Raw genomic sequence first — 26,475 nt, 5'->3', positions numbered from 1 at the left:
CAAGCAGGCGTGCCAATCGGCGCGCCAGCGCGTATTTATCAAAAATCCAAAAACCATTCTACCGGCAAATCCGGTCGCGGCTTGCGGGCGGCGTGATCGGAGGTCTTTAAGAGGCCAGTTCCAGCACGTTCCTGGCCCGCTGCAGAGCCACCGCGGACGAGTAGATCAGCGCGGCATCAGCAGCCATCGCCACCCGCAGGTCCAAGGCCTTGGCGAACTCTTCCGAGGCCGCCAGGGCGTTCCCGCTGACGAAGTACGCACGGCCGAGGTACTGGTGAACGATCGCTTCCTTTGAGCTGCCCTGGACGTCGTGCAGCAAGTGCTTGAACAACTGCACTGCGCGGTCCAGGCGGTGGGTGGCCCGGTGCACTTCGGCTTCGAAGATCCGGAGTCGGAATGATTCGGGATCCTTATACCGCGCCTCGGCCAGGAGCTCAGCGGCTTCCTTTGGCTGGTTGTCGAGCAGCAGGGCCATGATCCGGTCCGCCGGATCCTCGGAGGCCGCCAGGGCGGACTCCATTGCTTCTTCATTGACGACAACGGGAAGCAGCGTATCCGGGTTCATGCGGACCCCCGGGAATCCGGCTGTCGGCCAATCGCTCACGCCGTCCTGCAAAGCGATGGTCATGACGCGATTTCCTGGTAGGCGGCAAACAAGAGGGAGGTGTCGGGAACTTCCAGGATGCCCGGCTTGGCTATGCCGTCAAGAACAACGAAGCGCAGAAGGTCCCCACGTGACTTCTTGTCCCGGCGCATGCCATCCAGCAACCCCTGCCAGCGGTCCCTGCGGTAGGTGATCGGCAGACCCAGGCTCTCCAGGATGGTGCGGTGCCGGTCGGCGTCAGCATCGGACAAGCGGCCCACGCTGCGTGACAGCTCGGCCGCGAACATCATGCCCACCGACACAGCGGCACCGTGGCGCCATGAGTAGCGTTCAACGAGTTCGATGGCGTGGCCCAGTGTGTGGCCGTAATTGAGGATCTCGCGAAGGCCCGATTCCTTGAGGTCCTCGGACACTACGTTGGCCTTGACGGAGATGGCCCGCTCGATGAGTTCACGGACAACGTCCGAGCCCGCATCCATGGCCGCGTCAGTCTTGTTCTCCAGCAAATCCAAGATGACGGGGTCGGCGATGAAACCGCATTTAATAACTTCGGCCATGCCGGAAATGAGCTCATTCTTTGGCAGCGTCTGGAGCGTGTCGAGATCTACAAGCACGGCGGCCGGGGGGTGGAAGGAGCCCACGAGGTTCTTGCCCTCGGCGGTGTTGATTCCGGTTTTGCCACCCACCGAAGCATCCACCATGCCCAGGAGGCTGGTGGGCATGTGGATGACCTTGACGCCGCGAAGCCACGTGGCTGCGACAAAGCCCGCGAGGTCGGTAACAGCTCCGCCGCCCACGGCAACGATTGCGTCCGAACGGGTGAAATCGTTTTGGCCCAGCACCTGCCAGCAGAACGCGGCAACCTGGATGTGCTTGCCTTCCTCGGCGTCCGGGATCTCCGCCGTCAGCGCAGTGAACCCGGCAGCCTCCAGCTCGTCACGAACGGTGTCCCCCGTTAGGCGCAGGGCACGGGGGTGAATGACCAACACCCGTCGAACGCGCTCACCAAGTTTGGCAGGCAGGGAATCCAGAAGGCCACGGCCCACCACGACGTCGTAGTTTTCGCTGGCGGCCTGGCCAGTCACCTTGATGACCGTTGCTTCGTTGCTCACTTTTCAACTTCCTGTTTCAAGGCTGCATGCTCGCGCAGCCGCGCCTCCAACTGGAGGCCGATTTCCGCCACGGAGCCTGAACGCACATCAATGACCAGGTCCGCGAGACGTTCGTAGACGGGACGCCGGGTTGCAAAGAGCAATTCCCAGCGTTCCATGGCATCGCCCTGCAGCAAGGGCCTTCCCGTGTTGCGCGCAATCCGGTCCGCGACCGTTTCCGCGTCACACTCCAGGTAAACCACAGTGCACTCCCCCAGCACTTGCTGGGTGCCGGTGTCCAGGACGGCTCCGCCGCCAAGGGAGATGATGGCCGGCTGCGCCTTGGCGGACTCGATGGACTTCGCTACGGCACGTGCTTCGATTTCACGGAACGCATGTTCCCCACGGCCAGCGAAAATATCTGCGATGCTGCCATGCGCGGCAACAACCACTGCGTCGGTGTCCACGAAGGGCAGCCCCAACTGCTGCGCGAGTTGCTGGCCGATGGCAGACTTGCCGACGGCCATGGGGCCCACCAGGACAACTGGACGGCCATCCAGGATAGCGGGGACCACTACCGGCCGACCGAGTCCAGGGTGGCCGGGATGCTGTCGAGGTAGCTTTGCAGGTTGCGCTGCGTTTCGGCAACGGAGTCACCACCGAACTTCTCGGCAATGGCTTCGGCGAGAACCAAGGCAACCATGGCTTCGGCAACGACGCCGGCCGCGGGCACCGCACAAACGTCTGAACGTTGGTGGTGGGCCTTGGCGGGTTCCCCGGTGCTGACATCGATGGTGCGAAGCGCACGGGGAACGGTGGCGATCGGCTTCATGGCAGCGCGGACCCGCAGGACCTCGCCAATGCTCATGCCGCCCTCAATGCCACCGGCCCGGTTGGTCTGGCGGACAATCCTGCCGTTTTCGTCCTTGAGGATCTCATCATGGGCGGCGGAACCGCGGCGGGCGGCGGTAAGGAAGCCATCGCCAACTTCCACGCCCTTGATGGCCTGGATACCCATCAGTGCTGCGGCCAACCGCGAGTCGAGCCGGCGGTCCCAGTGCACGTAGCTCCCCAGTCCCGGCGGAAGCCCGTAGGCCAGTACCTCGACAACGCCGCCCAGGGTTTCGCCTTCCTTGTGGGCAGCATCCACCTCCGCAACCATCGCGTCGGAGGTTTCGCGATCGAAGCAGCGCAGGGGGTCCGCGTCAAGCGCCAGGACATCCTTCGGCAGCGGCAGCCGCCGGCCTTCCGGAACTGTCACGCTGGCAATGGACACAGTGTGGCTGACCAACTCCACGCCCAGCTGCTTGAGGAACTGGGCCGCGACGGTGCCAAGGGCAACGCGCGTGGCGGTTTCCCGCGCACTGGCGCGCTCAAGGACCGGCCGGGCCTCGTCGAAGCCGTACTTCTGCATGCCCGTGAAATCGGCGTGGCCCGGACGGGGACGGGTCAAGGGGGCGTTGCGGGCCTGGTCGGCGAGAACTTCGGGGTCAACGGGATCGGCAGCCATGATCTGCTCCCACTTGGGCCACTCAGTGTTGCCCACCTGGATAGCGACCGGGCCGCCTTGGGTCAGGCCGTGCCGGACGCCACCCATGATGGTGACCTCGTCCTGCTCGAACTTCATCCGGGCACCACGGCCGTAGCCCAGGCGGCGACGCGCCAGCGCGTCGCGAATCTGCCCACTGGTGAGTTCAACACCGGCGGGCACGCCTTCAACAATTCCGATCAGAGCCGGACCATGGGATTCACCGGCAGTCAACCAACGCAACATATAACCAATCCTGCCATGTAAGGCTTCTAGAACACCCGTCGGGGAAGCCCGACTGAGTCGCACATCACATCTATGACGGCGGCATCCACGTCACAGCCGCTGAAGCGCCTGATCTGTTCCGCCGCCTGGTACATCAGCATCTCCAGCCCCGGGACAACCGCTCCCCCATGGCCGCGCCACACTTCGGCGAGGCGGCTCGGCCAGGGATCGTAGGCGACGTCCAGAAGCACGCCCGCCCCTGTTCCGGGCAACGCCGCAAGCTCTTCAGCCAACGCGTCGGCCGCACGCGGCGGGAAGGTGGAGATCACCAGATCCGTTCCGGCAATGGCGGTGGCTGCTTGCGTCAACGGCCGGACAGCAAGGGAAATTCCGACGGCGGCCGCAGCTGCTTCCGCTTCACCGGCACGTCCCGCGTCGCGGACAAAGACGTCCACGTGGCTGGCACCAAGTTCGCGCGCGGCGGCGACCGCCGCAGCAGAGGTGCCGCCACCGCCGAGGATGGCTGCGTGCGGAGTGGATGCAACGCCCGCGTACCGGACCGAATCAACGATCCCCGCGACGTCAGTGTTGTATCCCACCCGACGAACTGTTCCGCCGTCGTGCTCGAAAACCACGGTGTTGATGACGCCCAACTGGGCGCCCGCCCCGCGGACTTCGTCGACTTCCTGGACCATGGCCGACTTCAGCGGCATGGTCACCGACAAACCACACCACGATTCGTCACCGCGCAGCGATGCCATGAACGCCGGAAGACCGGGAACGGTGACATCGATGGCCGAGTAGTCAATGTCCACGCCAAGCTTGGCGTAGGCGGCCCTGTGCAGCGCTGGGGACTTCGAATGTGAAATCGGATGCCCCAGGACTGCGGCACGACGACTCACACACACCGTCCCGCATTGGCCTGGCACCACGCGTTGTATTGCTCCACATAGGTCAAGTGCTCAGCCAGCGTCTTGGAGAACTTGGTCTCCTTGGTGTCCAGGTTGATCGTCACCCAGTACATGTAGTCGTTCGGGGTCGGCTTGGCCGCGGCGTCGATCGCAGTTTTCCCCGGTGAACCAATGGGACCCACGGGCAGCCCGACGTTCGCGTAAGTGTTGTACGGGTTGGACTTGTCGGCCTTTTCTTCTTCCGTGACGTGGAAGGACTTCCTGCCCAACCCATACGTCACCGTGGCGTCGGACTGGATGAGCCCACTGGTTTCGACGTTGTTGGGCTTGAGCCTGTTGTAAATCGCACCAGCCACGTTTCCGTAGTCCGCCTGGCCGCCCTCGGCCTGCACGATACTCGCGATGGTCACGGTGTCGTACTGTTTGGCGGGATCGGTGATGCCCTGGGACTTCAGTTCGTCCAAGGTGGTGGTGACCAGTTTCTGGAGGATGTCCTTACCGGAGGTCCCGAGGTCGAAACGATACTCACCGGGGGCCAGGAAGCCCTCAAGGTTCTTGGCTTTGGCAGGCACACCGAACTGCGCCGGCGACTGGTTCAAGGCGTTGAGCTGCTGCAGCGGAATGCCCGAGCCCTTGGAAATGGCTTCCAGGGATTCGGTGATCCGCAGGCCCGCACTCAGGGCGAAGTACATGACCTTCGAAGCGTCCTTGTTGGCAAGGATGGCCACAGCATCAGAGTTCTTCATTTCGGTGCGGAACGTAAATTCGCCGGGTGACAGCTCGGCTCCTTCGCTCATGAACTCCTTGACGAAGGAGTCGGCATCAGCGACGACCTTGTTCTGAACCAGGGTGCTGGCAACGATTTTCGGGCCGGAGCCTTCGGCCACCGTGATCGTCACCGATCCAGTACCGGGACCTGGATAGTCGGTGAGCTTGTCCATGCCCAGCAAAGGCTTCAGGAACTGGGCTCCGATGGCAATCGCAGCTACGAACACGCCGAGCGTGATCAAGAGGGCAAGAACACGACGGCGGCGACGCGCCTTCTTCGCCGCAGCCTTCGAAGCCGGGGCTTCCACGGGGGCAATGAGGTCGTGATGGTCCTCGTGGAGGTGGTCCTCATGGAGATCATCGTGGATATCAAGGGCGTGGTCGCCATGCTCGTCGTACTCGTGGTGGTCGACGAGGACCGCTGCGTGCTCAGCATGCTCGGCGTGCTCCACATCGGCACCGTGTTCGGGATGCAGTGGTTCATGGTGCAGTGATTCGTTGTGCAGTGGTTCATGGTGCTGGGCTGCGTGATCGGCGTGTCCCAGGTCCGCGTGATCCTGATCCACGTGACCTGCGTCAACGTGGGTCCCGTCTTCAGCTTCCGGCACGTGGATTACAGCTTCCTGCGGGTGGACCTCGGGTTCCTGCGGGTGGACAGGGGTCTCAGCATCTGGAGCCTGCTCCTCGGGTGCGGGCTTCGCCTCGGATGCGGGCGGCGCTGCAGACGTGGGCTGCGCCACAGGAACGGGGGGCACGGCGGGTTCCGGCTCCGCAACCGGCACAGGAGGAGCCGCGGGGGCCGGAGGCACAGCCGGTACTGGTCGAGGCAGTTCGACGTCGGCCGGCGCCTCAGCTTCTCCCGGCGTGGCTTCAGGAACGGGTACCACGTTGTGGTTCTGGGTGGCGAGGAATCGTTCCCGCGCGCGCAGCTCTTTGCGGGTCAGCGGCATGCCGCCGCCCGCAGCACCGGTGGAGGGGTCGTTGTTGACCGGGCTCACAGTTGCAGTCCCCTCGTAGAAGAATCGGGTTCACTGCCGGAGGCAGCCTGCAGCGTTGGGGCACTGCCGGGCTTTGCGGACTGCGCCGGTGCCTGCACTCGGCGGCCAACGTCCGTTCCTCTGGCTTTTTGCATGTCGATTGCTTGCTGGAGGATTCCAGCAGCAGCAACCTGATCAACCACTTTACGGTGGTTCTTGCTGCTCATGCCAGCTTCGTGCAGGTTGCGGTGAGCCGTAACGGTGCTGAGCCGCTCGTCAATGAGGGCCACAGGGATGTCCAAACCAGCGAGAAGAAGCTCACTCGCCAGGAGTTCGGCGTAGTCGGTGGCCATCTGCGCGGACGCGCGCTCCTCCCCTTTCATGGTGCGGGGAAGGCCAACAAATATCTGCACGGCAGACAGTTCCAAGGCATGTTTGACGATGACCCGGACATCGGTGTTCTTCTTGGCGTTCCGGCTCACCGTTTTGAACGGCGTGGCCAGGATTCCGTCAGGATCGCAGATTGCCAGGCCCACCCTGACGGTACCAACGTCTACCCCCAGCTTGATGCCCCGGGGGTAGACGCCACTGTTCGTACTCGCAGCCACCGTCAGCGCTTGGCTATCGCGTCCACCACCGCTGTGAGGGCCTCAGGGACCTTCCCAGCGTCGGTGCCGCCGCCTTGGGCGACGTCGTCCTTGCCGCCGCCGCCACCGCCGAGGATGCCGGCAGCCAAACGGACCAAAGCTCCCGCTTTTACGCCCGCTTCGCGGGCGGCCTCGTTCGTGGCGATCAGGACGACAGGGCGGTCGTTGCTTACACCGGCAACAGCCACGGTGGCGGCGTCGGAGCCCAAACGGTTACGCAGGTCAAGGGCGAGGTTGCGGAGATCATCCGCCCCACCCACCTGGCCGGCATCGTGGGCAATAACACGCACACCCGCGGCGTCTTTTGCCGTACCCACCAGGTTGGCTGCTGCGGCGGTGAGCTGCTCCTTGCGGAGGCGGTCAAGTTCCTTCTCCGTGGCCTTGAGCTTGCTCAGGGTGCTGGAGATGCGATCCGCAAGCTGGCCGGAGGGCACCTTGAGGAGTTCGGTGAGCTCGTTGACCAGCGCGCGCTCTGCTGCCAAGTGGCGGAACGCGTCCAAGCCCACGAAAGCCTCAACACGGCGGTTTCCCGAACCAACGGATTGCTCGCCCAGCAACGAAAGGCTACCAATGAGGGAGGTGTTGGACACGTGCGTGCCACCACACAGCTCACGGGACCACGCGCCGTCGATCTCCACGACGCGAACTTCGCTGCCGTAGTTCTCGCCGAAGAGTGCCATGGCGCCCAGTGCCTTGGCCTCAGCAAGCCCCATCACCTTGGTGTCCACGCGGAAGTTGTTGCGGATGGCGATGTTGGAGACTTCTTCGATTTCGGACCGCGTAGCCGTGCTCAGGCCTTCACCCCAGGCGAAGTCGAAGCGCAGGTAGCCGGCTTTGTTGTAGGAACCACGTTGGGTGGCTTCCGGGCCGAGGATCTGGTGCAGGGCGGCGTGGACGATGTGGGTACCGGTGTGCGCCTGCTCGGCAGCGTGGCGGCGTTCACGGTCGACGGCGGCGCGAACCAACGCGTCGGTTGCGATCTCACCTTCACGAACAATCGCCTTGTGCACGCTCAGGCCCTTGATGGGACGCTGCACGTCCAGGACCTCCACCACGAAGCCGTCACCGGTAATAAGGCCGGTGTCAGCGGACTGCCCGCCTGCTTCCGCGTAGAACGGGGTCTCATTGAGCACCAACTCAATTTCGTCGCCGGTGGACGCATGCGCTACTGGCCGTCCGGCGCTGACAATCCCGCGGACCTTCGCTTCGCCTTCAAGTTCGTCGTAGCCGGTAAACACAGTTTCGCCCTTGCCAAGGAGATCCTGGTAAGCGCTGAGGTCGGCATGGCCGCCCTTCTTTCCTTTGGCATCTGCCTGGGCACGCTGGCGCTGCTCCAGCATGAGCGCCCGAAAACCTGCCTCGTCCACCTTGAGGCCGGCTTCTTCAGCCATTTCCAACGTCAGGTCGATGGGGAAACCGTAGGTGTCGTGGAGGGCGAAAGCGTCGGCCCCGGACAGCGGAACGCCGGCAGCCTTGGACTCGGCGACTGCGTCTTCCAGGCGTGCGGTTCCGGAGGCGATAGTGCGCAGGAACGCCTTCTCTTCGGCGTACGCAATGCGGCTGATACGCGCAAAGTCCGTCTCGACAATCGGGTAGACGCCCTTCATGGCGTCACGGGAGGCAGGCAAGAGGTCCGGCAGGCAGGCCTTCTCAACGCCCAGCAGGCGCATCGCGCGGACGGCGCGGCGGATCAACCGGCGCAGCACATAGCCGCGGCCTTCGTTGGACGGTGCCACGCCATCGGCGATCAGCATCAGGGCCGAACGAATGTGGTCCCCGACCACGCGCATGCGGACGTCGTCCGTGTGGTGCGGGTCGTCGGGAGTCTCAGCGGACGTGTACTCGCGGCCGGACAATTCAGCGGCCTTATCGATGACCGGACGGACCTGGTCGGTCTCGTACATGTTCTCGACACCCTGCAGGATCATCGCGAGGCGCTCCATGCCGAGGCCGGTGTCGATGTTCTTCTGCGGCAATTCGCCGACGATGTCGAAGTCCACCTTGGAGCGGACATTCTCGATCTGGTACTGCATGAACACGAGGTTCCAGATTTCGATGTACCTGGTCTCGTCGGCCAGCGGGCCACCTTCGATGCCGTAGGCGGGACCGCGGTCGTAGTAGATCTCCGAGCAGGGACCAGCGGGACCGGGCTGGCCCGTGGACCAGTAGTTGTCGGCCTTGCCCATGCGCTGGATGCGCTCCGCCGGGATCCCGGTGTTCTTGAGCCAGAGTTCCTTGGCTTCGTCGTCCTCTTCGTAGACCGTTACCCAGAGGCGTTCGGCCGGAAGTCCGTAACCGCCGTCGTCCACGCTGGTGGTGAGCAGCTCGAAGGCGAACTTGATGGCGTCTTCCTTGAAGTAGTCGCCAAAGGAGAAGTTGCCGCACATCTGGAAGAACGTGCCGTGGCGTGCGGTCTTTCCCACTTCTTCGATGTCACCGGTGCGGATGCACTTCTGGACACTCGTGGCGCGGCTGTAGGGAGGCTCCTCCCGCGCGGTCAGGTACGGAATGAAGGGAACCATCCCGGCCACAGTGAAGAGAAGCGACGGGTCGCTGGAAACGAGCGACGCGGAGGGAACGGCGGTGTGGCCCTTACTGACAAAAAAGTCCACCCAGCGCTTGGTGATCTCCTGCGACTTCATTAGCTGATTACTTACCCTTCTCAATTCACTGCACACGATGTGCGCGGACCGGCTGGTGCCGTTCCGCAGCTTTCCATTCTGCCCTGTTGCGGGCGCCGGAGCGAACCGCTCCCGCTAGCGGCGGCCTGCCCCGTCGTCCTGGATTCCCAGTGCCGCCCGCAAATCGTCTTCGCGCTGGTGCATGCCGGTACGGACCGCATCAGCAAAATCGAAGAGGCCATCGGCCATGCGGCCAACGGCGCGGTTCAGCCCTTCCGGGCCGAGATTGGCCTGCGCCTGCGTCACCTTTCGGAACGCTATGACGCCAATGGCGACGCCGATACCCATCCAGACAATTCTCTTCATCGGTTTCTCCCGTTGGTTCAGCGGCTACGGCGGCCGGAGGACGGTGCGCGGCGGCCAGCGAAGGCTGAACGTACGCCGTAACTGAACGCTGCCACCTTGATCAGCGGTGAACCCACTGTGGCAGCAACCAGCGACGAAAGCGCGGAAATGTTGGCCGAGGCATCCGAGACGTTCGAAGCGATGCCGTCGACCTTCTTGAGCTGCTGGTTGGTGGTGGTGACCGTGGCGGTCACTTCGTCCATCAAGGGCGTAGCGCCGTCGCTGATGAGGCGGATGGAGGTGCGGACTTCGTCAAAAACGCCGCCCAGCTTCAAAATGGGCACGGCCAACAGCAGGACGAGGAGCGCGAACACTCCCGCTGCGATGAGGCCGGCGATGTCGCCACCAGACATAGAACTCTTCTCCTAGGATCGTTGCGCTGCCCTGCACCCACCGGTTCCCGGCGGGGCCAAGGCCTCCCCCAGTACCTTACCTACAAAGGATGGGCACCTGACATACAAAGAAGCCCGCGGCGGGTGCCACGGGCTTCTTTGTATGCGCTGCTTGGATTTAGCGTGCGTAGAATTCGACGACGAGCTGCTCTTCGCAGATCACGGGGACCTCGGAGCGCTTGGGACGGCGAACCAGGCGTGCCTGCAGGGCGTCGATCTTGACGTCCAGGTATGCCGGAACGTTGTTCAGGACGTGTGCGCCTGCAGCTGCCACCTGGAACGGGGGCATAACCTCGGAGCGGCTGTGAACGTGGATGAGCTGGCCTTCGCCAACGCGGAAGGACGGGCGGTCCACGCGGATGCCGTCAACCATGATGTGGCGGTGCACAACCAGCTGGCGGGCCTGTGCGATGGTGCGGGCGAAGCCTGCACGGAGCACAAGGGCGTCCAGACGCATTTCGAGCAGCTCAACCAGGTTTTCACCGGTCAGGCCCTTGGTGCGGCGTGCTTCTTCGAAGGCACGGGTCATCTGTGCTTCGCGGATGCCGTACTGGGCGCGCAGACGCTGCTTTTCGCGCAGACGTACGGCGTAGTCGGAGTCCTGCTTCTTGCGGGCACGGCCATGCTCACCGGGGCCGTACGGGCGGCGCTCCATGTACTTGGCGGCCTTGGGGGTCAGAGCGATGCCGAGTGCACGCGAAAGGCGTGCGGTACGGCGAGCACGAGTGTTGTTAGCCACTTGTGTCCTTCCAATTACTGCGGCGTGTCAGTGTTACTGGCCTCCATCAGGGAGAGCATCGGCCAACCGCTGCCTCTTGCTACTAGCCCGGGCGCACAGCACTATCGAAGGAATCTTCAAAGGGATTGTGCGTCAGGCCATGCCAGACAAGGATCAATCCTACCACGCACAGTGGCAGCGCCGGCCGCTGGCATGGTCCGGCCGCTACTCGCCACGCACGATCTTGCGGAGTCGCTCCAGCCTGGCGGCGATGTCCCGTTCGGCGCCGTTGTTGGTGGGCTCGTAATAGTCCTTGCCCACCAGGTCGTCCGGCGGGTATTGCTGCTGTGCCACACCATGGGGTTCGTCGTGCGCGTACTTGTAGCTTTTGCCATGGCCCAATTGTTTGGCGCCGGGATAGTGCGCGTCCCGTAAGTGCATGGGGATCCCGCCGCCGAAGCCGGCCCGGACATCGGCAACTGCCTTGTTCAATCCCATGTACGCGGCATTGGACTTGGGCGCGGTGGCCAGGTGGACTACGGCTTCCGCGAGGACGATCCGGCCCTCCGGCATGCCAATCAACTGCACGGCCTGCGCGGCGGCCACGGCAGTCTGCAGCGCAGTCGGGTCTGCCATGCCAATGTCCTCGGCTGCTGAAATGACGATGCGTCGTGCCACGAACCTCGGGTCTTCACCGGCCTCAAGCATGCGCGCCAGATAATGCAGGGCAGCGTCCACGTCGGAACCGCGGATGGATTTGATGAAGGCACTCGCTACGTCGTAGTGCTGGTCTCCGGCCCTGTCGTAACGGACCGCGGCAGCGTCGAGGGCCCGCTCGGTGTGGCGCAGTTCCACCAACACGGGATCCGTAGGCTCGCCTTCGTCCTCGACGGCGGTGTCGCCGAACGCCACGCCGGCGGCAGCTTCCAAGGCAGTCAGGGCCCTCCTTGCGTCACCACCGGACAGGCGCACCAGGTGGTCCAAGGCCTCATCGCTGAGTGACACCCGTTCAGCCAAACCCCTGGGATCAACCACCGCCCTTTGCAGCAGCCCTGAAATGTCGTCGTCGGTCAGTGGCTTCAGAGTCAGCAGGAGCGATCGGGACAACAGGGGCGACACCACTGAGAACGAGGGGTTTTCGGTGGTGGCCGCCACCAGCACCACCCAGCGGTTCTCGACGCCGGGCAGCAGCGCGTCCTGTTGCGCCTTGTTGAAGCGATGGATCTCGTCAAGGAAGAGAACGGTGGTCTTCTTGTAAAGGTCCCGGGCGGTCAAGGCCTCGTCCATCACGCGCCGGACGTCCTTGACCCCGGCGGTGATCGCCGACAACTCCACGAACTTCCGTCCCGGTCCGCGGGCGATGACATGGGCCAAGGTGGTCTTGCCCGTTCCCGGGGGTCCCCAGAGGATCACCGAGCTGGGTCCGGCCGGGCCGGCCGCTTCGGCACCGGCCGCCAGCTGGCGAAGCGGTGAACCCTGCCCCAACAGATGCTGCTGCCCTACGACGTCGTCAAGGGTGCGCGGCCGCATCCGCACGGCCAGGGGGCTGCGCTGGGAAGCCATCCAGTGAGCGTCGGAAGGCGCCCGCAAGGAATGCGGCATGGCAGGCAGATCCTCCGACTCGTCGTCGTTGTCAGCACCCGCACCAAAGAGATCTTCCACATGGATAGGCTACTCATAGTTCCAGCAAAGGAGACATTGACGTGGGCCGCCCCGATTCCACCCCGCTGCCGAAGCAGCAAGGACCCACCACTCGCATGGCCCTGGTTCCGGCCCAACGGCTCAGCGGCTGGGTTGACCGGTTCGCTGCCGGTCATGGACCGGTGCAGGAAGAGATGGTCGACGACGGCCTGCAGCTGAAGGCGTCCGACGGCGCACTGGCCCTCCTGCGCGCTCCCTGGCCCGTGGACGGAAGGCCCGGGCGTGGCGCAGGCAGCATTGAGAGACTCGCTTCCCTTGCTGCCCAGGAGCGGGGCTTGGGCATCCTCCTGGTCCGTCGGGGAGGTTTCGCCGTGGCGGCAGCCAGCGGCCAGCGCGTCCTCGCTTCGAAGGGCGCCAAGCGCTACGCCGATGCCCGGTCCACCGCCGTATACGCCGCCCAGGTCTTTGCCGATCACCGGATCGAGTACATCGTTCCGGGCGGTGACAGGACGCTGGTGGACCAGGTCCTCGCCCAACCACCACTCGGTGCCTTGGCAGGGCGGACGCGGCTGGCTTTCCTGGACATCCAGGACACCAAACCGGCGGTCCTGGCGAAAGCCGCGGCCGACGCATGCGCCATCAGGATCACCGTCACCGACCCGTCCCCCAGCAGCCGCTGAGGGCACGCCTGATGGGAGCCTGCCGGTAGAGGTAGCTGCCGTAATGGGTGAACCCTGCCTGTGCGTACAGGGACTGTGCGCCGTGATTGGCTGACGTGACCAACAGCCAAAAGCCCTCAAGTCCGCGCCGGGCGCCGGACTCCAACAGCGCCGCCAGCACCTGGCTGCCATAACCGCGCCTTCGGTGCGTTGCCGACGTCGCCATGCCGTAGATGCCGCCCCAGCCGTCCACCAGGGCGAGGCGTCCGACGGCGGCCGGTACGCCGTCGTGGTCCCTCACCAAGGCGTACAACGCCGGGCAACCGAGCAGGATCCGGCGGGCGACGGCGAGCTCGGCTGCACCGCCGCGGCCATCCACCGACCACCCCACGTCGAGCCATTCCGCGGAAGGATCTTCGCTGAGCTCGACGTTCCGCCCTCCAGCAGGGACAGGCAGTCCTTCAAGGCCGCGCACCATGATCCGGGTTTCGGACTGTTTCGTGAAGCGTTGTCCGTCCAGCACGGCATTGAGGGCGGCGCTGCGGGGGTCGTCAAAGACCTGGAAAATGAGCGGGAGACGCCGCCGACGGTACCAGTCAGACGCGGACCGGAGGGATCCAGCAAGTTCCGGTATGCCGTCCGCGGCGTCGGACAGGTTGCGGGGCCAGACCGAATTGGCCCTCTGCGTGACCCCTTCCGAAGCGCGCAGCACCCACTCCCCTGTGTCTTCGCGCTCAACCGCAGGCCAGGCCTTATCCATGAGCGTTTCCAGAAATGCTTGCTCCAGCATGCCGCGGGCCTTTCGTTCACAGGAACACCAAAGGCCCCCCACCGCAGTGGAGAGCCCTTGGCTATGGTGCTATTCCGACTTATTTTCCGCCTTGGCGGCAGGCTTGGCCTCGGGCCGGAAATCGACTCCCGCTTCCTTGCGCTGCTGTGCCGTGATGGGTGCCGGTGCCGCCGTCAGGGGGTCGTACCCGTTTCCGGTCTTGGGGAATGCAATGACGTCGCGGATGGACTCCACGCCGGCGAGCAGGGCCACAACACGGTCCCAGCCCATGGCCATTCCGCCGTGCGGAGGTGCGCCGTACTTGAAGCCCTCGAGCAGGAAGCCGAACTTCGTTTGTGCTTCCTCTTTGTCCAGGCCCATGAGCTGGAACACGCGCTCCTGCACTTCACGGTCGTGGATACGGATGGAGCCGCCACCGATCTCGTTGCCGTTGCAGACGATGTCATAGGCGTAGGACAGTGCGGACCCGGGATCCTTGTCGAAGCTGTCAAGGTATTCGGGCCGCGGCGAGGTGAAAGCGTGGTGCACGGCTGTCCACTGTCCACCACCCACAGCGACGTCACCGGAAGCCACGGCTGCTGCGGCAGGCTCGAACATGGGAGCGTCCACGATCCAGACAAACGCCCAGTCGTTGGGATCAATCAGGCCGGTGCGGTGCCCGATCTCGACGCGGGCAGCGCCGAGGAGCGCCCGCGCTGCGGACTTCTCACCGGCAGCGAAGAAGATGCAGTCGCCGGGCTTGGCGCCAACAGCATCGGCCAGGCCTGCCCGCTCCTCCTCCGTGAGATTCTTGGCAACCGGGCCGGCGAGTTCGCCGTCTTCCTTGAAGAGGACGTACGCCAGGCCCTTGTGCCCACGCTGCTTGGCGAATTCCTGCCACCCGTCCAGGGTGCGGCGCGGCTGGGAGGCACCGCCGGGCATGACTACTGCGCCGACGTACGGCGCCTTGAAGACGCCGAAGTTGGTGTCCTTGAAGAACTCGGTGAGCTCCGTCAGTTCCACGCCGAAACGCAGGTCCGGCTTATCGGAGCCGTACCTGGCCATGGCATCCAAGTACGTCATGCGGCGGATGGGGGTGGGGATCTCGACGTCGATCAGCTGCCACAGTGCCTTGACGATCGCCTCGCCCAGCTCAATGATGTCGTCCTGGTCAACGAAGCTGGCTTCGATGTCCAACTGGGTGAACTCCGGCTGGCGGTCGGCACGGAAGTCCTCGTCACGGTAGCAACGGGCGATCTGGTAGTACTTCTCAAAACCGCCCACCTGGAGCAGCTGCTTGAAAAGCTGCGGGGACTGCGGCAGCGCGTACCAGGAACCCGGGGCCAGACGCGCCGGCACGACGAAGTCGCGGGCACCTTCCGGCGTCGAACGCGTCAGCGTGGGGGTTTCGATCTCCACGTAGCCACGCTGGTGCAACAGTTCGCGGGCCACCCGGTTTGCCTCGGAGCGGAGGCGGAGGTTGCGTGCGGGGCCGGGGCGGCGAAGGTCCAGGTAACGGTGCTTAAGCCGGGCTTCCTCGCCAACCTCAACGTGCTCGTCAATCTGGAACGGCAGAGCTTCGGAGGTGTTGAGGATAACAACCTTGTCGGCGATGACCTCGATTTCACCGGTCGCCAGGGCCGGGTTTTCGTTGCCTTCAGGACGCTTGTTGACGGTACCCGTCACCTGCAGCACGTACTCGTTCCGCAGGCCATGGAAGACCTCTTCCTCACGGACAACCACCTGGGCGACACCGGACGCATCACGCAGGTCAACGAATGCAACGCCACCGTGATCACGGCGCCGTCCCACCCAGCCGGCCAGGGTAACGGTTTGTCCAATGTGCTCGGAGCGAAGGGATCCGAGGTCATGTGTGCGCAGCACAGCATTCCTTTCAGCATGAAATTTAACGGGACCGCTGCGAAGCGGTCCCGTCCGAGTTTACCCGCCCCGGCCGCGCCTCCCGCCACAGGCGGAACAAGCCGTGCGTGTATCAGTCGGTGGTGGTGACCCGTACGTGCAGGTCCTCGTCCGATGGCGTCCAGCTGGACGGGTCGGCATCCACCTGCTCGCCGGAACGGATGTCCTTGACCTGGTGCTTACCGTCGTCGTCGGTGAACCACACGAAAGGAATGCCACGGCGGTCGGCGAACTTGATCTGCTTGCCGAACTTCTCGGCTTTGGCGGCGACTTCGGTGGCGATCCCCCGCCCCCGCAGTTGCGCTGCGATGTCCTGGGCGGCAGACCAGCTATCGTCTGTGTTCAGCGCGACAAGGACTGCGGTGGGCACTGAACGCGAAGCAGTCGCCAGTTCCTGGCTGAGGATGCGGGAAACCAACCGCGTCACGCCGATGGAAAGCCCGACGCCGGGGAACTTGCGGTTGCCCTTGCTCGCCAGTGCGTCGTACCGGCCGCCCGAACAAATGGAACCGAGTTGCTCATGGCCCACCAGCACCGTTTCGACGACAGTTCCGGTGTAATAGTCCAGGCCGCGGGCGATGCTGAGGTCCGCCACGACCTTGCCGGGGGCACGCTGGACCGCGGCCTCAATAACCTGCTGAAGCTCGCCAAGACCCTCTTCAAGAAGGTCGTCCTTGACCCCCAGCGCGCGCACCTTATCCACGAACGAGGTGTCTTCCGTGCGAATGCCGGCCAACTGAAGGGCGAGGCCGGCCTGCTCGTCGGTGGCCCCCAGCTCAGTCTTCAAAAGCTCGGCGACCTTGGCGGCCCCGATCTTTTCCAGTTTGTCGATGCTGCGCAGAACCCCGGCGGTGTCCGTCAGGCCAATGCCGCGATAGAAGCCTTCGGCAAGTTTCCTGTTGTTGATCCGGAGCCGGAAATCCGGAATCGGCAGGGCACTCAGCGCCTCCGCAATCACCAGCGCAATTTCGACGTCGTAACGGAACGGCAGCTCGCCGTCGCCCACGACGTCGATATCAGCCTGGGTGAACTCACGGGCACGGCCTTCCTGCGGACGCTCGCCACGCCAGACTTTCTGGATTTGGTAGCGCCGGAACGGAAACGCCAGGTAGCCGGCGTTTTCCACGACGTAGCGGGCGAACGGAACAGTGAGGTCGAAGTGCAGGGCAAGGGCGTTGGGATCCGTTTTCGCGGCGTCACCGTCGTCGTCCTGAAGCCGGCTCAAGCCGTAGACCTCTTTGTCGATCTCACCCTTGCGGAGCAACTGGCCAACCGTTTCAACGGCCCGGGTTTCAATCGATGAGAAACCATGCAGTTCGAACGTCTTCCGCAGCGTATCGAGCACGTGGAGCTCCACCAACCGCTCCTGGGGAAGCCACTCGGGGAATCCGGACAGGGAGGCGGTACGTGCCATGGAATGTGTCTCCTCAGAAAGCTGACGCTGGTATCGGCACCGCAGCTTTAAACATCCGTTCGGCGTTTACAAGGCGGGCGTCCAGCCGGTCATGCATAAACTATGTGCGGCAGCCAGTTTATGCTTTCGGCGCGTGCACATCTAATGCAGCGTGCCCGGATCCTGCTCGGCAGCCATCGGAAGTGGACACAATCAGGAGGACTCTTGGCAACAAGGTCGCGGGATGACCGCGAAGCGAAACGCCGCATCAGGCAGATGGAAGCCAAGCGTGCCCTGCGCCAGGAACAGGGCAAGCGACGCAAACGCGACAACACCATCGCCATCAGCGCCGGCGCGGCAGCCGTGGTTCTTGCCGTCGTGCTGCAGATGACTGTCTTCAGCTCGAATCCCACCGAGGCTGAGTTCGCTGCTGCCGAAGCCGGCCTGAGCTCCCCGTCCGCTTCGCCGTCGGCTTCCAACAGCGCAGACATACCCAGCCCGGACACGGCCGCCGGAAAGACCTTCACAGGCGACTTGGCGTTGAATGGTGGGGCGCTCGGCATCGAACTGAACGGAACCGCCGCACCGCAGGCAGCAGCGGTTCTCAAGTCTCTGGCGGATGCAGGCTACTACAACGGGGCAACCTGCCACCGGCTCACGACGGCGGATACCTTTGGGCTCCTGCAGTGCGGGGCGAAGACCGCTGACGGCTCGGACGACGCCAACTACCGCTGGGGACCACTGGAAAACACGCCGACGGACAACAAGTACCCCGCGGGAACCATCGCCGTGGCCCGCACCGGCAACAACGCCTACGGCAATGGCCACCAGTTCTTCATTGTCTACAAGGACACCACCATTCCGGCTGATACGGCCGGAGGCTACACGGTAGTGGGCAAGGTAACCAGCGGACTGGACGTTGTTACGAAGATCGCTGCAGCAGGCCTCAAAGCCGGTGCAAACAATACTGACGGCGCCCCTGTGGCACCTGTCACGATAGACTCGTTTTCTCTGAAGTAACCAGCTCCAGGCCCCGGCCCGGGGTGCATTACCTTAGCAGTCCCTCCAAGCGAAAGACTTTTAGCGGTGACAGACAGTCAGAAATCCGACGAAACAGCAGTAGTGGCCAATGAAGAAGCTGCCGGACAAACCGGCGAGGCCGAGGCAGCGGCTCCGGAAGTATCCGGCCCGGAGACAGACGCTCCGGTGGACGCTGCTCCAGTAGAGACTGCCCCTGTGGAGGCTGCTCCGGAGCCCCAGGCAGCTCCGTCCGCAGAAACGCCTGCTGCTGAAGAAGCTCCAGCCGCACCCCGGCCTACGCCCTCCGCAGCCCCGTCCCCCGCGGCTTTCGCGGCCAGGCCCAAGGCACCGGCCGCCGTCGTACCCGCTGCTCCGGCAGTCTCTTCGGCATCGCTTGCCGAGGCAGCCAAGTGGGGTCGCGCAGAAGGGGACGGCCATGTGTTCCTGACCTTGGATGGCGAGGAAATCGCCGTCGGCCAGTACCCGGGCGTCAGTCCCGACGAAGCCCTGGGCTACTTTGCCCGGAAATTCGACGACATCATCGCCCAGGTTGTCCTGCTTGAGCACCGGGTGGAGTCCAAGGCGCCAGCCACGGATATGCAGAAGACTGTGACGCACCTTCGCGAGCAACTCGCTGAGCGCAACATGGTAGGCGACATCCGTTCGGCAGAAACCCGCCTTGATACCTTGTCCGCACAGATTGTCGAGTTGGAAAAGACGGAGAAGGCCGCACACGAAGCCGTACGCGCCAATGAGCTCGCTGCACGCGAGGCCATCGTTGCCGAGGCTGAGTCCATTGCCGGCCAGGATCCTTCCCACATCCAGTGGAAGACCTCCAGCGCCCGCATGAACGAGCTGTTCGAAACCTGGAAAACAGCGCAGAAGAGCGGCGTCCGCCTGGGCCGCAGCAATGAGGATGCCTTGTGGAAGCGGTTCCGTTCCGCACGCACCGTCTTCGATCGCCACCGCCGGGCCTACTTCTCCCAGCTGGACAGCAACAACTCGGCTGCCAAGTCAGCCAAGGAAGCCCTAATCGCCGAGGCTGAGGCACTTTCCTCATCCACTGACTGGGGCTACGCAGCCGGCGAATACCGCAGGCTCATGGACCAGTGGAAGGCCACGCCGCGCGCGAGCCGCAAGGATGACGACGCCCTATGGGCCCGTTTCCGTGCAGCGCAGGACGTTTTCTTCAGCAACAGGCAGGCAGCCAACGACCAGATCGACCAGGAATACACCGCGAACCTGGCCGTGAAGGAGCAGCTGGTCACCGAGGCACAGGCTCTCCTGCCGATCAACGACCTCAACTCCGCCAAGAAGGCCCTCCAGTCCATCCGGGACCGTTGGGAAGACGCGGGCAAGGTTCCGCGCGCCGACATGGGTCGTATCGAGGCAGGTCTCCGCAAAGTCGAAGACGCCGTCCGTGAGGCTGAAGAGGAGAAGTGGCGTCGGAGCAACCCGGAAACCAAGGCACGCACCAATAGCGCCTTGTCCCAGCTCGAAACCGCCATCGCGGGCCTCAAGGAAGACCTGGAGAAGGCGGAAAAGGCAGGCGACCAGCGACGCATCAAGACGGCCCGCGAAGCCCTCGAAGCGCGCCAGGCCTGGCTCGACCAGATCCAGCGTTCGGCCAGCGACCTCGCTTAGCACTACCTGACGTTCCAGCCCTGCAGGCTCCGCCCCGGTTATCCACATAGCCGGGACGGAGCCTGTACTCGTTGGGCGGCCGCACGGAATGATCGGTGAATGGTCCCCGTTGCAACTGCCCCGCACTTAATGGAGCCGGTACTGTCCGAGCTCTACTCCCCCAGCCGCATCTTCACCTGGAACGAATTGCAAGGCATGGCCATCGACGGCATCCTCTTACCGCTCTACGGGAAGAGTTATGCCTCCCCGGGCGTAGCTGTCACGTATCGCCTGCGGGCCCGGGCAGCGGCCATGGCGGTCCCGGAGCGTATCCGGACCAAGGTTGTAGCCGGCAGGCTCACCGCTGCTTGGATCTACGGCTGCGCGAAACCGCCTGAACGCTTGTCCCTCCTGGTCGATGCGAAGCACCGGATATCCAGCCTGCGGGGAGCTGCTTCGTGCAGTTTCCACGAAGTCAGGCTGGGTCAGATGGACGTGGTGAGCATGGGTGGAATGCTGGTCAGCAGCCCACTGCGCACCGCAGCCGACATCGCCCTGCACGTCGAACCAGAACGTGCGCTGCCCGCGCTGGAGCGCCTCCTGAACCGGGAGGAGCTGGGGATCAGGCTGCGCCTGCTCATCCTGGCTGTGGAAGCCGCACCAAGGGTGCCCCACAAGAAGCGGGCGCTGGCCACCCTGTCATTGCTTGGTTCCGAAGATCCCGGACAGCAAAGTCCGGGACAGCAGGCACCGGACTAGCTGCGGCGCCGGTTCCCTGTTGTGCGGTAAACGTCGAAGACGCCGTCGATGCGGCGCACGGCATTCAACACGTGGTGCAGGTACTTGGGGTCGCCCATCTCGAAAGCGAACTTCGAGATGGCCACCCGGTCACTGGAGGTGTGCACAGATGCAGCCAGGATATTGACGTGGTTCTCAGACAGGATTCGCGTCACATCCGAGAGCAGCGATTTGCGGTCCAGCGCTTCCACCTGGATCTCCACCAGGAAGACGCTGGACTGGGTGGGGGCCCACTCGACTTCCACAATCCTGTCCGGCTGGTCGCGGAGCCCGGAAACGTTGGTGCAGTCTGTGCGGTGCACGGAGACCCCGGAGCCCCGAGTAACGAAGCCGAGAATCGGATCCGGAGGCACTGGTGTGCAGCAGCGGGCCAGTTTGACCCATACGTCTCCGACACCACGGACGATGACGCCGGAATCGGAGAACTTGGACTTTGCAACCTGGGTGGGAATGCTGACTTCGTCGAGGTCTTCGTCGGGGGTCTCCTGGCCGCCGAGGTGCTCCACCAGCTTTTCCATCACGGACTGCGCCGAAGTGTGCCCATCGCCTACGCCCGCATAGAGCCCCGAGATGTCGACGTAGTGGAAAGCCTCCGCTACAGCTGACAACGCATCGTGGGTCATGAGCCGCTGCAAGGGAAGGTTCTGCTTCCGCATGGCCCTGGTCAGCATGTCCTTGCCGCGGTCGATCGCTTCTTCGCGGCGTTCCTTGGTGAACCACTGACGGATCTTGTTCCGGGCACGTGCGGACTTGACGAAGTGCTGCCAATCCTGGCTGGGCCCGGCACCTTCGGCCTTCGAGGTGAAAATCTCCACCCAGTCGCCGTGGTTGAGTTCGCTGTTCAGTGGAACGAGCTTGCCGTTGACGCGTGCACCGATAGTGCGGTGGCCCACCTCGGTGTGGACGGCATAGGCGAAGTCCACGGGTGTGGACCCCGCAGGCAAGGCCATGACCTCGCCCTTGGGGGTGAAGACGAAGACTTCCCTGGCGTTGATTTCATATCTCAGTGAATCCAGGAACTCGCCGGGATCGGAGGTTTCCTGCTGCCAGTCCACCAGGGACCGAAGCCATCCCATGTCGCCGTCCCGCGGGCTGCCGGGACCCTGGGCCGTGCGGTTGGGCTGGTCTTTGTACTTCCAGTGGGCGGCTACGCCGTATTCGGCCCGGCGGTGCATTTCGTGGGTGCGGATCTGGATCTCGACCGGTTTGCCGCCCGGGCCGATCACCGTGGTGTGCAGCGACTGGTACATGTTGAACTTGGGCATCGCGATGTAATCCTTGAACCGCCCTGGCAGGGGGTTCCACCGGGAGTGGAGCGTGCCCAGTGCGGCGTAACAGTCCCGCACGGAATCGACCAGGACGCGCACGCCCATGAGGTCGTTGATGTCGTCGAAATCCTTATCCCTGACGATCATTTTCTGGTAAATCGAGTAGTAGTGCTTCGGCCTGCCGGTGATGGTGGCCTTGATGCGTGCGGTTCGCAGATCATCGGCGATCTGGTTGCGGATGACGCTGAGGCTCTTCTCCCGCTCCGGCGTGCGATCTCCCACCATGCGGACGATTTCCTCGTACACCTTGGGGTAGAGCGCTGCGAAGGAAAGGTCCTCCAGTTCCCACTTGATGGTGTTCATGCCCAGGCGATGGGCAAGTGGAGCGAAAATCTCCAGGGTTTCGCGGGCCTTGCGCGAGGACGACTCGGCGGAAACGAAGCGCCAGGTGCGAGCATTGTGCAGGCGGTCCGCCAACTTGATCATGAGGACCCGAATGTCCTTGGCCATGGCCACGACCATCTTACGGACTGTCTCCGACTGGGCCGCCTCACCAAAGCTGACCTTGTCCAGCTTGGTCACACCGTCCACCAGCATGGCGACCTCGGGACCGAAGTCGCGCGTGAGGTCGTTGAGGGTGTAGGGAGTATCTTCCACGGTGTCGTGGAGCAATGCCGCCGCGAGGGTGGTCCCCGTCATGCCGAGCTCAGCCAGGATGGTGGCCACCGCGACGGGGTGGGTGATGTAGGGGTCACCGCTTTTGCGCTTCTGGCCCTGATGGCTGCGCTCCGCGACGGCGAACGCCCGTTGGATCAGGTCGAAGTCCTCTTTGGGGTTATTGGCCCGAACGGTACGCAGCAGCGGTTCAAGGATCGGCGAGTAAGGAGCGACACCCCGGCCGGTGAGGCGGGCAAGCCGGGAACGCGTACGTTCCCTCCTGCCGGGGAAGGTGGGCCGCACGCCGCTATCGATCGGTACCGCACCAGCGGTCCGTCCGGCCACGCTTGTTGTCGGGACGGCCACAGCATTACGGCCATCTTCCCCGCCCGCCGGTGGTGCCGACGTCGCACGTTCTTCCACAGAAGCACCCCTCACAACCTATTTAATTCTCCCAGTCTATTCCCGCAGGCGAATGCTTCTGCAACCGGACAGCACATGACGGGGACGCGGACAAGTCAAAGAGCCGGCCTCCGCAATGCTGCGGAGGCCGGCTCTTCGGTGGAACTGTGCTTTGGACCGGACCTAGACGGTTGCCTCGGCCCTGCGGTGCAATACCTTCTTGGCCTGCTTGACGAGCTCCGGCTCGCCCTGGCGGAGCCAGGCGTAGAGGGGCGCGGCGATGAAGATCGTTGCGGCTGTGCCAATGAGGATGCCCACAAACAGTGCCAACGACAGGTCACGCAAGGTACCGGCACCCAACAACCCGGCCCCGATGAAGAGGATAGCTGCTACGGGCAGGACCGCCACCATCATGGTGTTGATGGAACGTACCAGGGTTTGGTTAACTGCGAGGTTGACCTCTTCAGCGAAAGTACGACGCGTCGAAGTCGAAATATCGGACGTGTTTTCGCGGATCTTGTCGAAGACCACCACGGTGTCGTACAGCGAGTAGCTGAGGACTGTGAGGAACCCGATGATGGCCGACGGCGTCACTTCGAAATCGCTCAAAGCGTAAACACCGGCTGTGGTGAACATGGTGACGAGCATGCCCACCAGTGCCGACAGCGACATTTTCCAGGTGCGGAAGTACAGCGCCATGAGGATCGCGGCAAGCCCAACGAAGACCACCAGGCCGATGAGCGCCTGACGCGTGACGTCCTGGCCCCAGGTGGGCCCCACGAAGTTGGACGTCACCTCGTTTTCCGTGACGCCGTAAGCACTGGTCAGTGCGTCCTTGATGCGGTTGGTTTCGTCGTCACTGAGTTGATCCGTCTGGATCCGCATGGTGTTTCCGGCCACGTTAGCAACGCGCGGGATGGCCTCGGGCACCACTTCGTGGACTGCTTTCTCACCCAGTCCCGCATCAGTGTTGGCAACGTTGGATACGGTGAACTCGGACCCGCCCCGGAATTCGATGCCGAGGTTGAATCCGCCCTTGACCACCGGGATCAGGATGGACAGCGCCACTGCTACTGCAGCAATGGTGAACCAGATCTTCTTGGAATTGACGAAGTTGTACGAACGCTTGCCCGTGTAGAGCTCATGGCCGAAGGTTGCGAAGCTCGTTGTCATTTACTTCTCCTCCTTGGTCGCCTTGGAGGAGCCGGCGAACTGGCCCTTCTCGGCGAGGCGCCGTTCGGCGATGGTCATGCGTCGTTCGGCTTCGGCAGCTGCACCGGTATTGCGTGCACGTACCGGCGTCGGCTTTTGGTCCGGAGTGCGGAGCCTGCCTGCGCCGCGGTAAAGCGGGACGGCGCCCAGGCGGTCAGGAGACAGTCCGGAGAAACGGTGTCCCTCGCCAAAGAACCGGGTGCGTGCCAGGACCTGAAGCATGGGGTGCGTGAACATGAAGACCACAAGGAGGTCGGCCAGGGCTGTGAGGCCAAGGGTGAAGGCGAAGCCCCGGACGTTGCCCACAGCTACGAAGTAGAGCACCAGGGCAGCAAGGAGGTTGACCGCCTTTGAGGCCAGCACGGTGCGCTTGGCGCGCTTCCAACCATTTTCGACGGCGGACACCAGTCCGCGGCCGTCGCGCAGTTCATCGCGGATACGTTCGAAGTAGACGATGAAGGAGTCCGCGGTCTGGCCGATGGCAACGATCAAACCTGCAACGCCTGCCAGGGACAGCCGGTAGTTTTCGGTCCAGCCGAGGATGGCAATGGCCAGGTACGTCAATGCACCGGCCACCACGAGGGACGCAATGGTCACGAACCCGAGAGCCCGGTACTGGAAGAGCGAGTAGACCACAACGAGCAACAGGCCGATCACGCCGGCCAAGAGGCCGAGGCGAAGCTGGTCGCCACCGAGCGTCGCGGAGATTTGCTCCTGTGACTGGATCTCGAAGCTGATCGGCAATGCACCATACCGGAGCTGGTCCGACAACGCCTTGGCTGATGCCTGGGTGAAGTTGCCGGTGATCTGCGGCTTGCCGTCTGTGATCACGGCAAGGGACCGCGGTGCGGAGATGACCTTGTCGTCAAGGACAATCGCGAACTGCGACTTCGGATCATCCGTACCCTGTGCCTGGGCGGCGACGTAGAACTGGTTGAGGCGTTCGGTGACTGCCTTGAACTTCGCGGTGGCATCGGCGTTGAAGACGATGTTCACACCCCAGGAGTTGGTGACGGAACCCTGCGCACCCTGGACCTGGGAGAAAGTGGAATCGCTGATGTCCTGCCCCTTGACCTCTACAGGACCAAGGATGTACTTGACCGCGGGCGTCTTATCCGTGGCGGCCTCGCAGGTCACCAGCGGCTTGGCGGGGTCTGAACGCTCCCGCTTCTCCGTGGAAGGATTCACGCAGTCCAGCGCTTCGAATTCCTTGACTACGTCCGCGGTAACCCAGTTAATGTCGCTCGCGTTGGCCGGCGCGGCAGTGGGCTTGGGCAACTGGGCATCAGGAGTGCGGGATTCGACCGGAACAGCTGCCGGGTCTCCCGCGGCAATGACCGGGCGGAAGTTCATGTCGGCAGATGCCTGGATGAGGTCGCGGGTTTCCTTGGAGGGTGTTCCAGGAAGGCTCACTACCACGTTGCGCCCGGACTGGGTGCTGATTTCCGCTTCGGCTACACCTGAGCCGTCAACGCGCTGCCGGATGATGGCAACTGCCTGATTCAGCTGTTCCTCGTTGATTTCGCCGGAACCCTCCACCCTGGGGGCCAGGATCATCTGGGTTCCGCCTTCGAGGTCCAAAGCAAGCTTTGGAGCCCAGCTGGCGTGGCCAGTCAGCACTCCGCCACCCAGGACAGCGGTCAGTACAACAAATATTGCGCCTAGCCATGTCAGCACCCTGCGGGCTGAGTTTTTGGGGCCGGTCCTTGCCATTATCGATCTTCCTCTTATCGCCGGACAGCCGCCGGCGGACGCTGGTGAGCGTCTGCCGGCGGCTCTCCGCTGCCGTAGAAGTTGTCCAGCGCGGTGTTGCCGCGACTGACGGTGCTAGTTGTCCTTCTTGTCCTCTTTGTTGAGGCGCGCAATGGTCTCTTCCGGGGTTTCAACTGCGGCAGGAGCTTCAGTCCCGGCAACGGTCAGGGAAGATGCGTCGTCCGGAACAACCGGGGTTTCCTCAGCGGCAGTTTCAACTACCTTGGTGACAGCCTGGCGGTGAACCGTGGCCAGGTTACCCGGGGACAGTTCGATAACGACCTTGTTCTCGGCCTCGTCGATGGAGACGATGCGGCCGAAGAGACCGAAGCTGGTCATGACGTCCACGCCCGGAGCGAACTTGGACTGCATCTCAGCCTGCTGCTGCTGGGTCTTCTTGTTGCGGCGGAACATCATGAAGACAAAGAGTCCAAGCATGACGAACAGCAATATGGTCATTGGATCCACAGGGAA

General features: G+C 63.6%; 23 protein-coding genes. 4 read left to right on the top strand and 19 right to left on the bottom strand.

Annotated features, from left to right (window positions below; translation table 11 throughout):
* Positions 1-106: 106 nt before the first annotated feature.
* The 12 genes from J2Y68_RS00845 to J2Y68_RS00790 form a co-directional block, all read right to left on the bottom strand.
* On the bottom strand, positions 107-628 hold the full coding sequence (locus tag J2Y68_RS00845; protein WP_309988534.1) for a tetratricopeptide repeat protein: 522 nt from the start codon (positions 626-628) through the stop codon (positions 107-109).
* Positions 625-1,716, bottom strand: a complete 1,092-nt coding sequence (aroB, locus tag J2Y68_RS00840; protein ID WP_309988532.1) for a 3-dehydroquinate synthase — start codon at positions 1,714-1,716, stop codon at positions 625-627. The genes J2Y68_RS00845 and aroB overlap by 4 nt, the downstream gene beginning before the upstream one ends.
* Positions 1,713-2,270 (bottom strand): shikimate kinase, encoded by a 558-nt coding sequence (locus tag J2Y68_RS00835; RefSeq protein ID WP_397334633.1) that lies wholly within the window; start codon positions 2,268-2,270, stop codon positions 1,713-1,715. The genes aroB and J2Y68_RS00835 overlap by 4 nt, the downstream gene beginning before the upstream one ends.
* The gene (gene aroC / locus J2Y68_RS00830) at positions 2,270-3,469 is read right to left on the bottom strand and encodes a chorismate synthase (protein WP_309988529.1); all 1,200 of its coding nucleotides are present in this window, start codon (positions 3,467-3,469) and stop codon (positions 2,270-2,272) included. Before aroC ends, J2Y68_RS00835 begins: the two co-directional genes overlap by 1 nt.
* Before the next feature lie 26 nt (positions 3,470-3,495).
* Positions 3,496-4,350, bottom strand: coding sequence for a shikimate dehydrogenase family protein (locus tag J2Y68_RS00825; protein WP_309988527.1), 855 nt, complete (start codon positions 4,348-4,350; stop codon positions 3,496-3,498).
* Positions 4,347-6,125 (bottom strand): endolytic transglycosylase MltG, encoded by a 1,779-nt coding sequence (mltG, locus tag J2Y68_RS00820; RefSeq protein WP_309988523.1) that lies wholly within the window; start codon positions 6,123-6,125, stop codon positions 4,347-4,349. The genes J2Y68_RS00825 and mltG overlap by 4 nt, the downstream gene beginning before the upstream one ends.
* The gene (gene ruvX / locus J2Y68_RS00815; protein WP_309988521.1) at positions 6,122-6,712 is read right to left on the bottom strand and encodes a Holliday junction resolvase RuvX; all 591 of its coding nucleotides are present in this window, start codon (positions 6,710-6,712) and stop codon (positions 6,122-6,124) included. Before ruvX ends, mltG begins: the two co-directional genes overlap by 4 nt.
* Before the next feature lie 2 nt (positions 6,713-6,714).
* Positions 6,715-9,393, bottom strand: a complete 2,679-nt coding sequence (gene alaS / locus J2Y68_RS00810; RefSeq protein WP_309988518.1) for an alanine--tRNA ligase — start codon at positions 9,391-9,393, stop codon at positions 6,715-6,717.
* Positions 9,394-9,507: 114 nt separating this feature from the next.
* Positions 9,508-9,738, bottom strand: a complete 231-nt coding sequence (locus J2Y68_RS00805; protein WP_211712287.1) for a hypothetical protein — start codon at positions 9,736-9,738, stop codon at positions 9,508-9,510.
* 17 nt (positions 9,739-9,755) lie between these two features.
* Entirely contained in the window at positions 9,756-10,130 is a 375-nt protein-coding gene (locus J2Y68_RS00800; protein ID WP_211712286.1) for a DUF948 domain-containing protein, read from the bottom strand.
* A gap of 157 nt (positions 10,131-10,287) precedes the next feature.
* Positions 10,288-10,908 carry a 30S ribosomal protein S4 gene (rpsD, locus tag J2Y68_RS00795; RefSeq protein ID WP_011774968.1) on the bottom strand — a complete coding sequence of 207 codons (621 nt, stop codon included), beginning with the start codon at positions 10,906-10,908 and terminating at the stop codon, positions 10,288-10,290.
* A gap of 204 nt (positions 10,909-11,112) precedes the next feature.
* Positions 11,113-12,549, bottom strand: coding sequence for a replication-associated recombination protein A (locus J2Y68_RS00790; RefSeq protein WP_309988515.1), 1,437 nt, complete (start codon positions 12,547-12,549; stop codon positions 11,113-11,115).
* Between the two features lie 95 nt (positions 12,550-12,644).
* Here J2Y68_RS00790 and J2Y68_RS00785 point away from each other — a divergent pair, with 95 nt between their 5' ends.
* Positions 12,645-13,208, top strand: coding sequence for a Vms1/Ankzf1 family peptidyl-tRNA hydrolase (locus J2Y68_RS00785; RefSeq protein ID WP_309989881.1), 564 nt, complete (start codon positions 12,645-12,647; stop codon positions 13,206-13,208).
* Here J2Y68_RS00785 and J2Y68_RS00780 read toward each other — a convergent pair.
* From J2Y68_RS00780 to hisS, 3 genes are all read right to left on the bottom strand, one after another.
* On the bottom strand, positions 13,180-13,977 hold the full coding sequence (locus J2Y68_RS00780) for a GNAT family N-acetyltransferase (RefSeq protein ID WP_309988512.1): 798 nt from the start codon (positions 13,975-13,977) through the stop codon (positions 13,180-13,182). The genes J2Y68_RS00785 and J2Y68_RS00780 overlap by 29 nt on opposite strands.
* A 69-nt stretch (positions 13,978-14,046) precedes the next feature.
* Positions 14,047-15,840 carry an aspartate--tRNA ligase gene (gene aspS, locus J2Y68_RS00775; protein WP_211712283.1) on the bottom strand — a complete coding sequence of 598 codons (1,794 nt, stop codon included), beginning with the start codon at positions 15,838-15,840 and terminating at the stop codon, positions 14,047-14,049.
* A gap of 109 nt (positions 15,841-15,949) precedes the next feature.
* Positions 15,950-17,290 carry a histidine--tRNA ligase gene (gene hisS / locus J2Y68_RS00770; RefSeq protein ID WP_309988509.1) on the bottom strand — a complete coding sequence of 447 codons (1,341 nt, stop codon included), beginning with the start codon at positions 17,288-17,290 and terminating at the stop codon, positions 15,950-15,952.
* Positions 17,291-17,494: 204 nt separating this feature from the next.
* On the opposite strand from hisS, the gene J2Y68_RS00765 reads away from it, so the two are divergent.
* The 3 genes from J2Y68_RS00765 to J2Y68_RS00755 all read left to right on the top strand — a co-directional run bounded on the left by J2Y68_RS00765 (position 17,495) and on the right by J2Y68_RS00755 (position 20,671).
* On the top strand, positions 17,495-18,289 hold the full coding sequence (locus tag J2Y68_RS00765; protein ID WP_309988507.1) for a peptidylprolyl isomerase: 795 nt from the start codon (positions 17,495-17,497) through the stop codon (positions 18,287-18,289).
* A 66-nt stretch (positions 18,290-18,355) separates the two neighbouring features.
* Positions 18,356-19,933 carry a DUF349 domain-containing protein gene (locus J2Y68_RS00760; RefSeq protein WP_309988504.1) on the top strand — a complete coding sequence of 526 codons (1,578 nt, stop codon included), beginning with the start codon at positions 18,356-18,358 and terminating at the stop codon, positions 19,931-19,933.
* A 99-nt stretch (positions 19,934-20,032) separates the two neighbouring features.
* Positions 20,033-20,671 carry a type IV toxin-antitoxin system AbiEi family antitoxin gene (locus J2Y68_RS00755; protein WP_309988502.1) on the top strand — a complete coding sequence of 213 codons (639 nt, stop codon included), beginning with the start codon at positions 20,033-20,035 and terminating at the stop codon, positions 20,669-20,671.
* Here the strand turns inward: J2Y68_RS00755 and J2Y68_RS00750 are convergent.
* The 4 genes from J2Y68_RS00750 to yajC form a co-directional block, all read right to left on the bottom strand.
* Complete coding sequence (locus tag J2Y68_RS00750) at positions 20,668-23,058, bottom strand: RelA/SpoT family protein (protein ID WP_309988500.1); 2,391 nt, start codon at positions 23,056-23,058, stop codon at positions 20,668-20,670. The two genes, J2Y68_RS00755 and J2Y68_RS00750, sit on opposite strands and share 4 nt — an antisense overlap.
* 162 nt (positions 23,059-23,220) lie before the next feature.
* Positions 23,221-24,210, bottom strand: a complete 990-nt coding sequence (gene secF, locus J2Y68_RS00745; protein WP_309988498.1) for a protein translocase subunit SecF — start codon at positions 24,208-24,210, stop codon at positions 23,221-23,223.
* On the bottom strand, positions 24,211-25,962 hold the full coding sequence (gene secD, locus J2Y68_RS00740) for a protein translocase subunit SecD (RefSeq protein WP_309988495.1): 1,752 nt from the start codon (positions 25,960-25,962) through the stop codon (positions 24,211-24,213).
* Between the two features lie 114 nt (positions 25,963-26,076).
* Positions 26,077-26,460, bottom strand: coding sequence for a preprotein translocase subunit YajC (gene yajC / locus J2Y68_RS00735; protein WP_309989878.1), 384 nt, complete (start codon positions 26,458-26,460; stop codon positions 26,077-26,079).
* Positions 26,461-26,475: the final 15 nt, after the last annotated feature.

This window comes from Paenarthrobacter nitroguajacolicus (genome assembly GCF_031455195.1).
In the GTDB taxonomy this organism is placed as follows: domain Bacteria; phylum Actinomycetota; class Actinomycetes; order Actinomycetales; family Micrococcaceae; genus Arthrobacter; species Arthrobacter nitroguajacolicus_D.
This window is presented reverse-complemented; position numbering and strand designations above follow the sequence as displayed.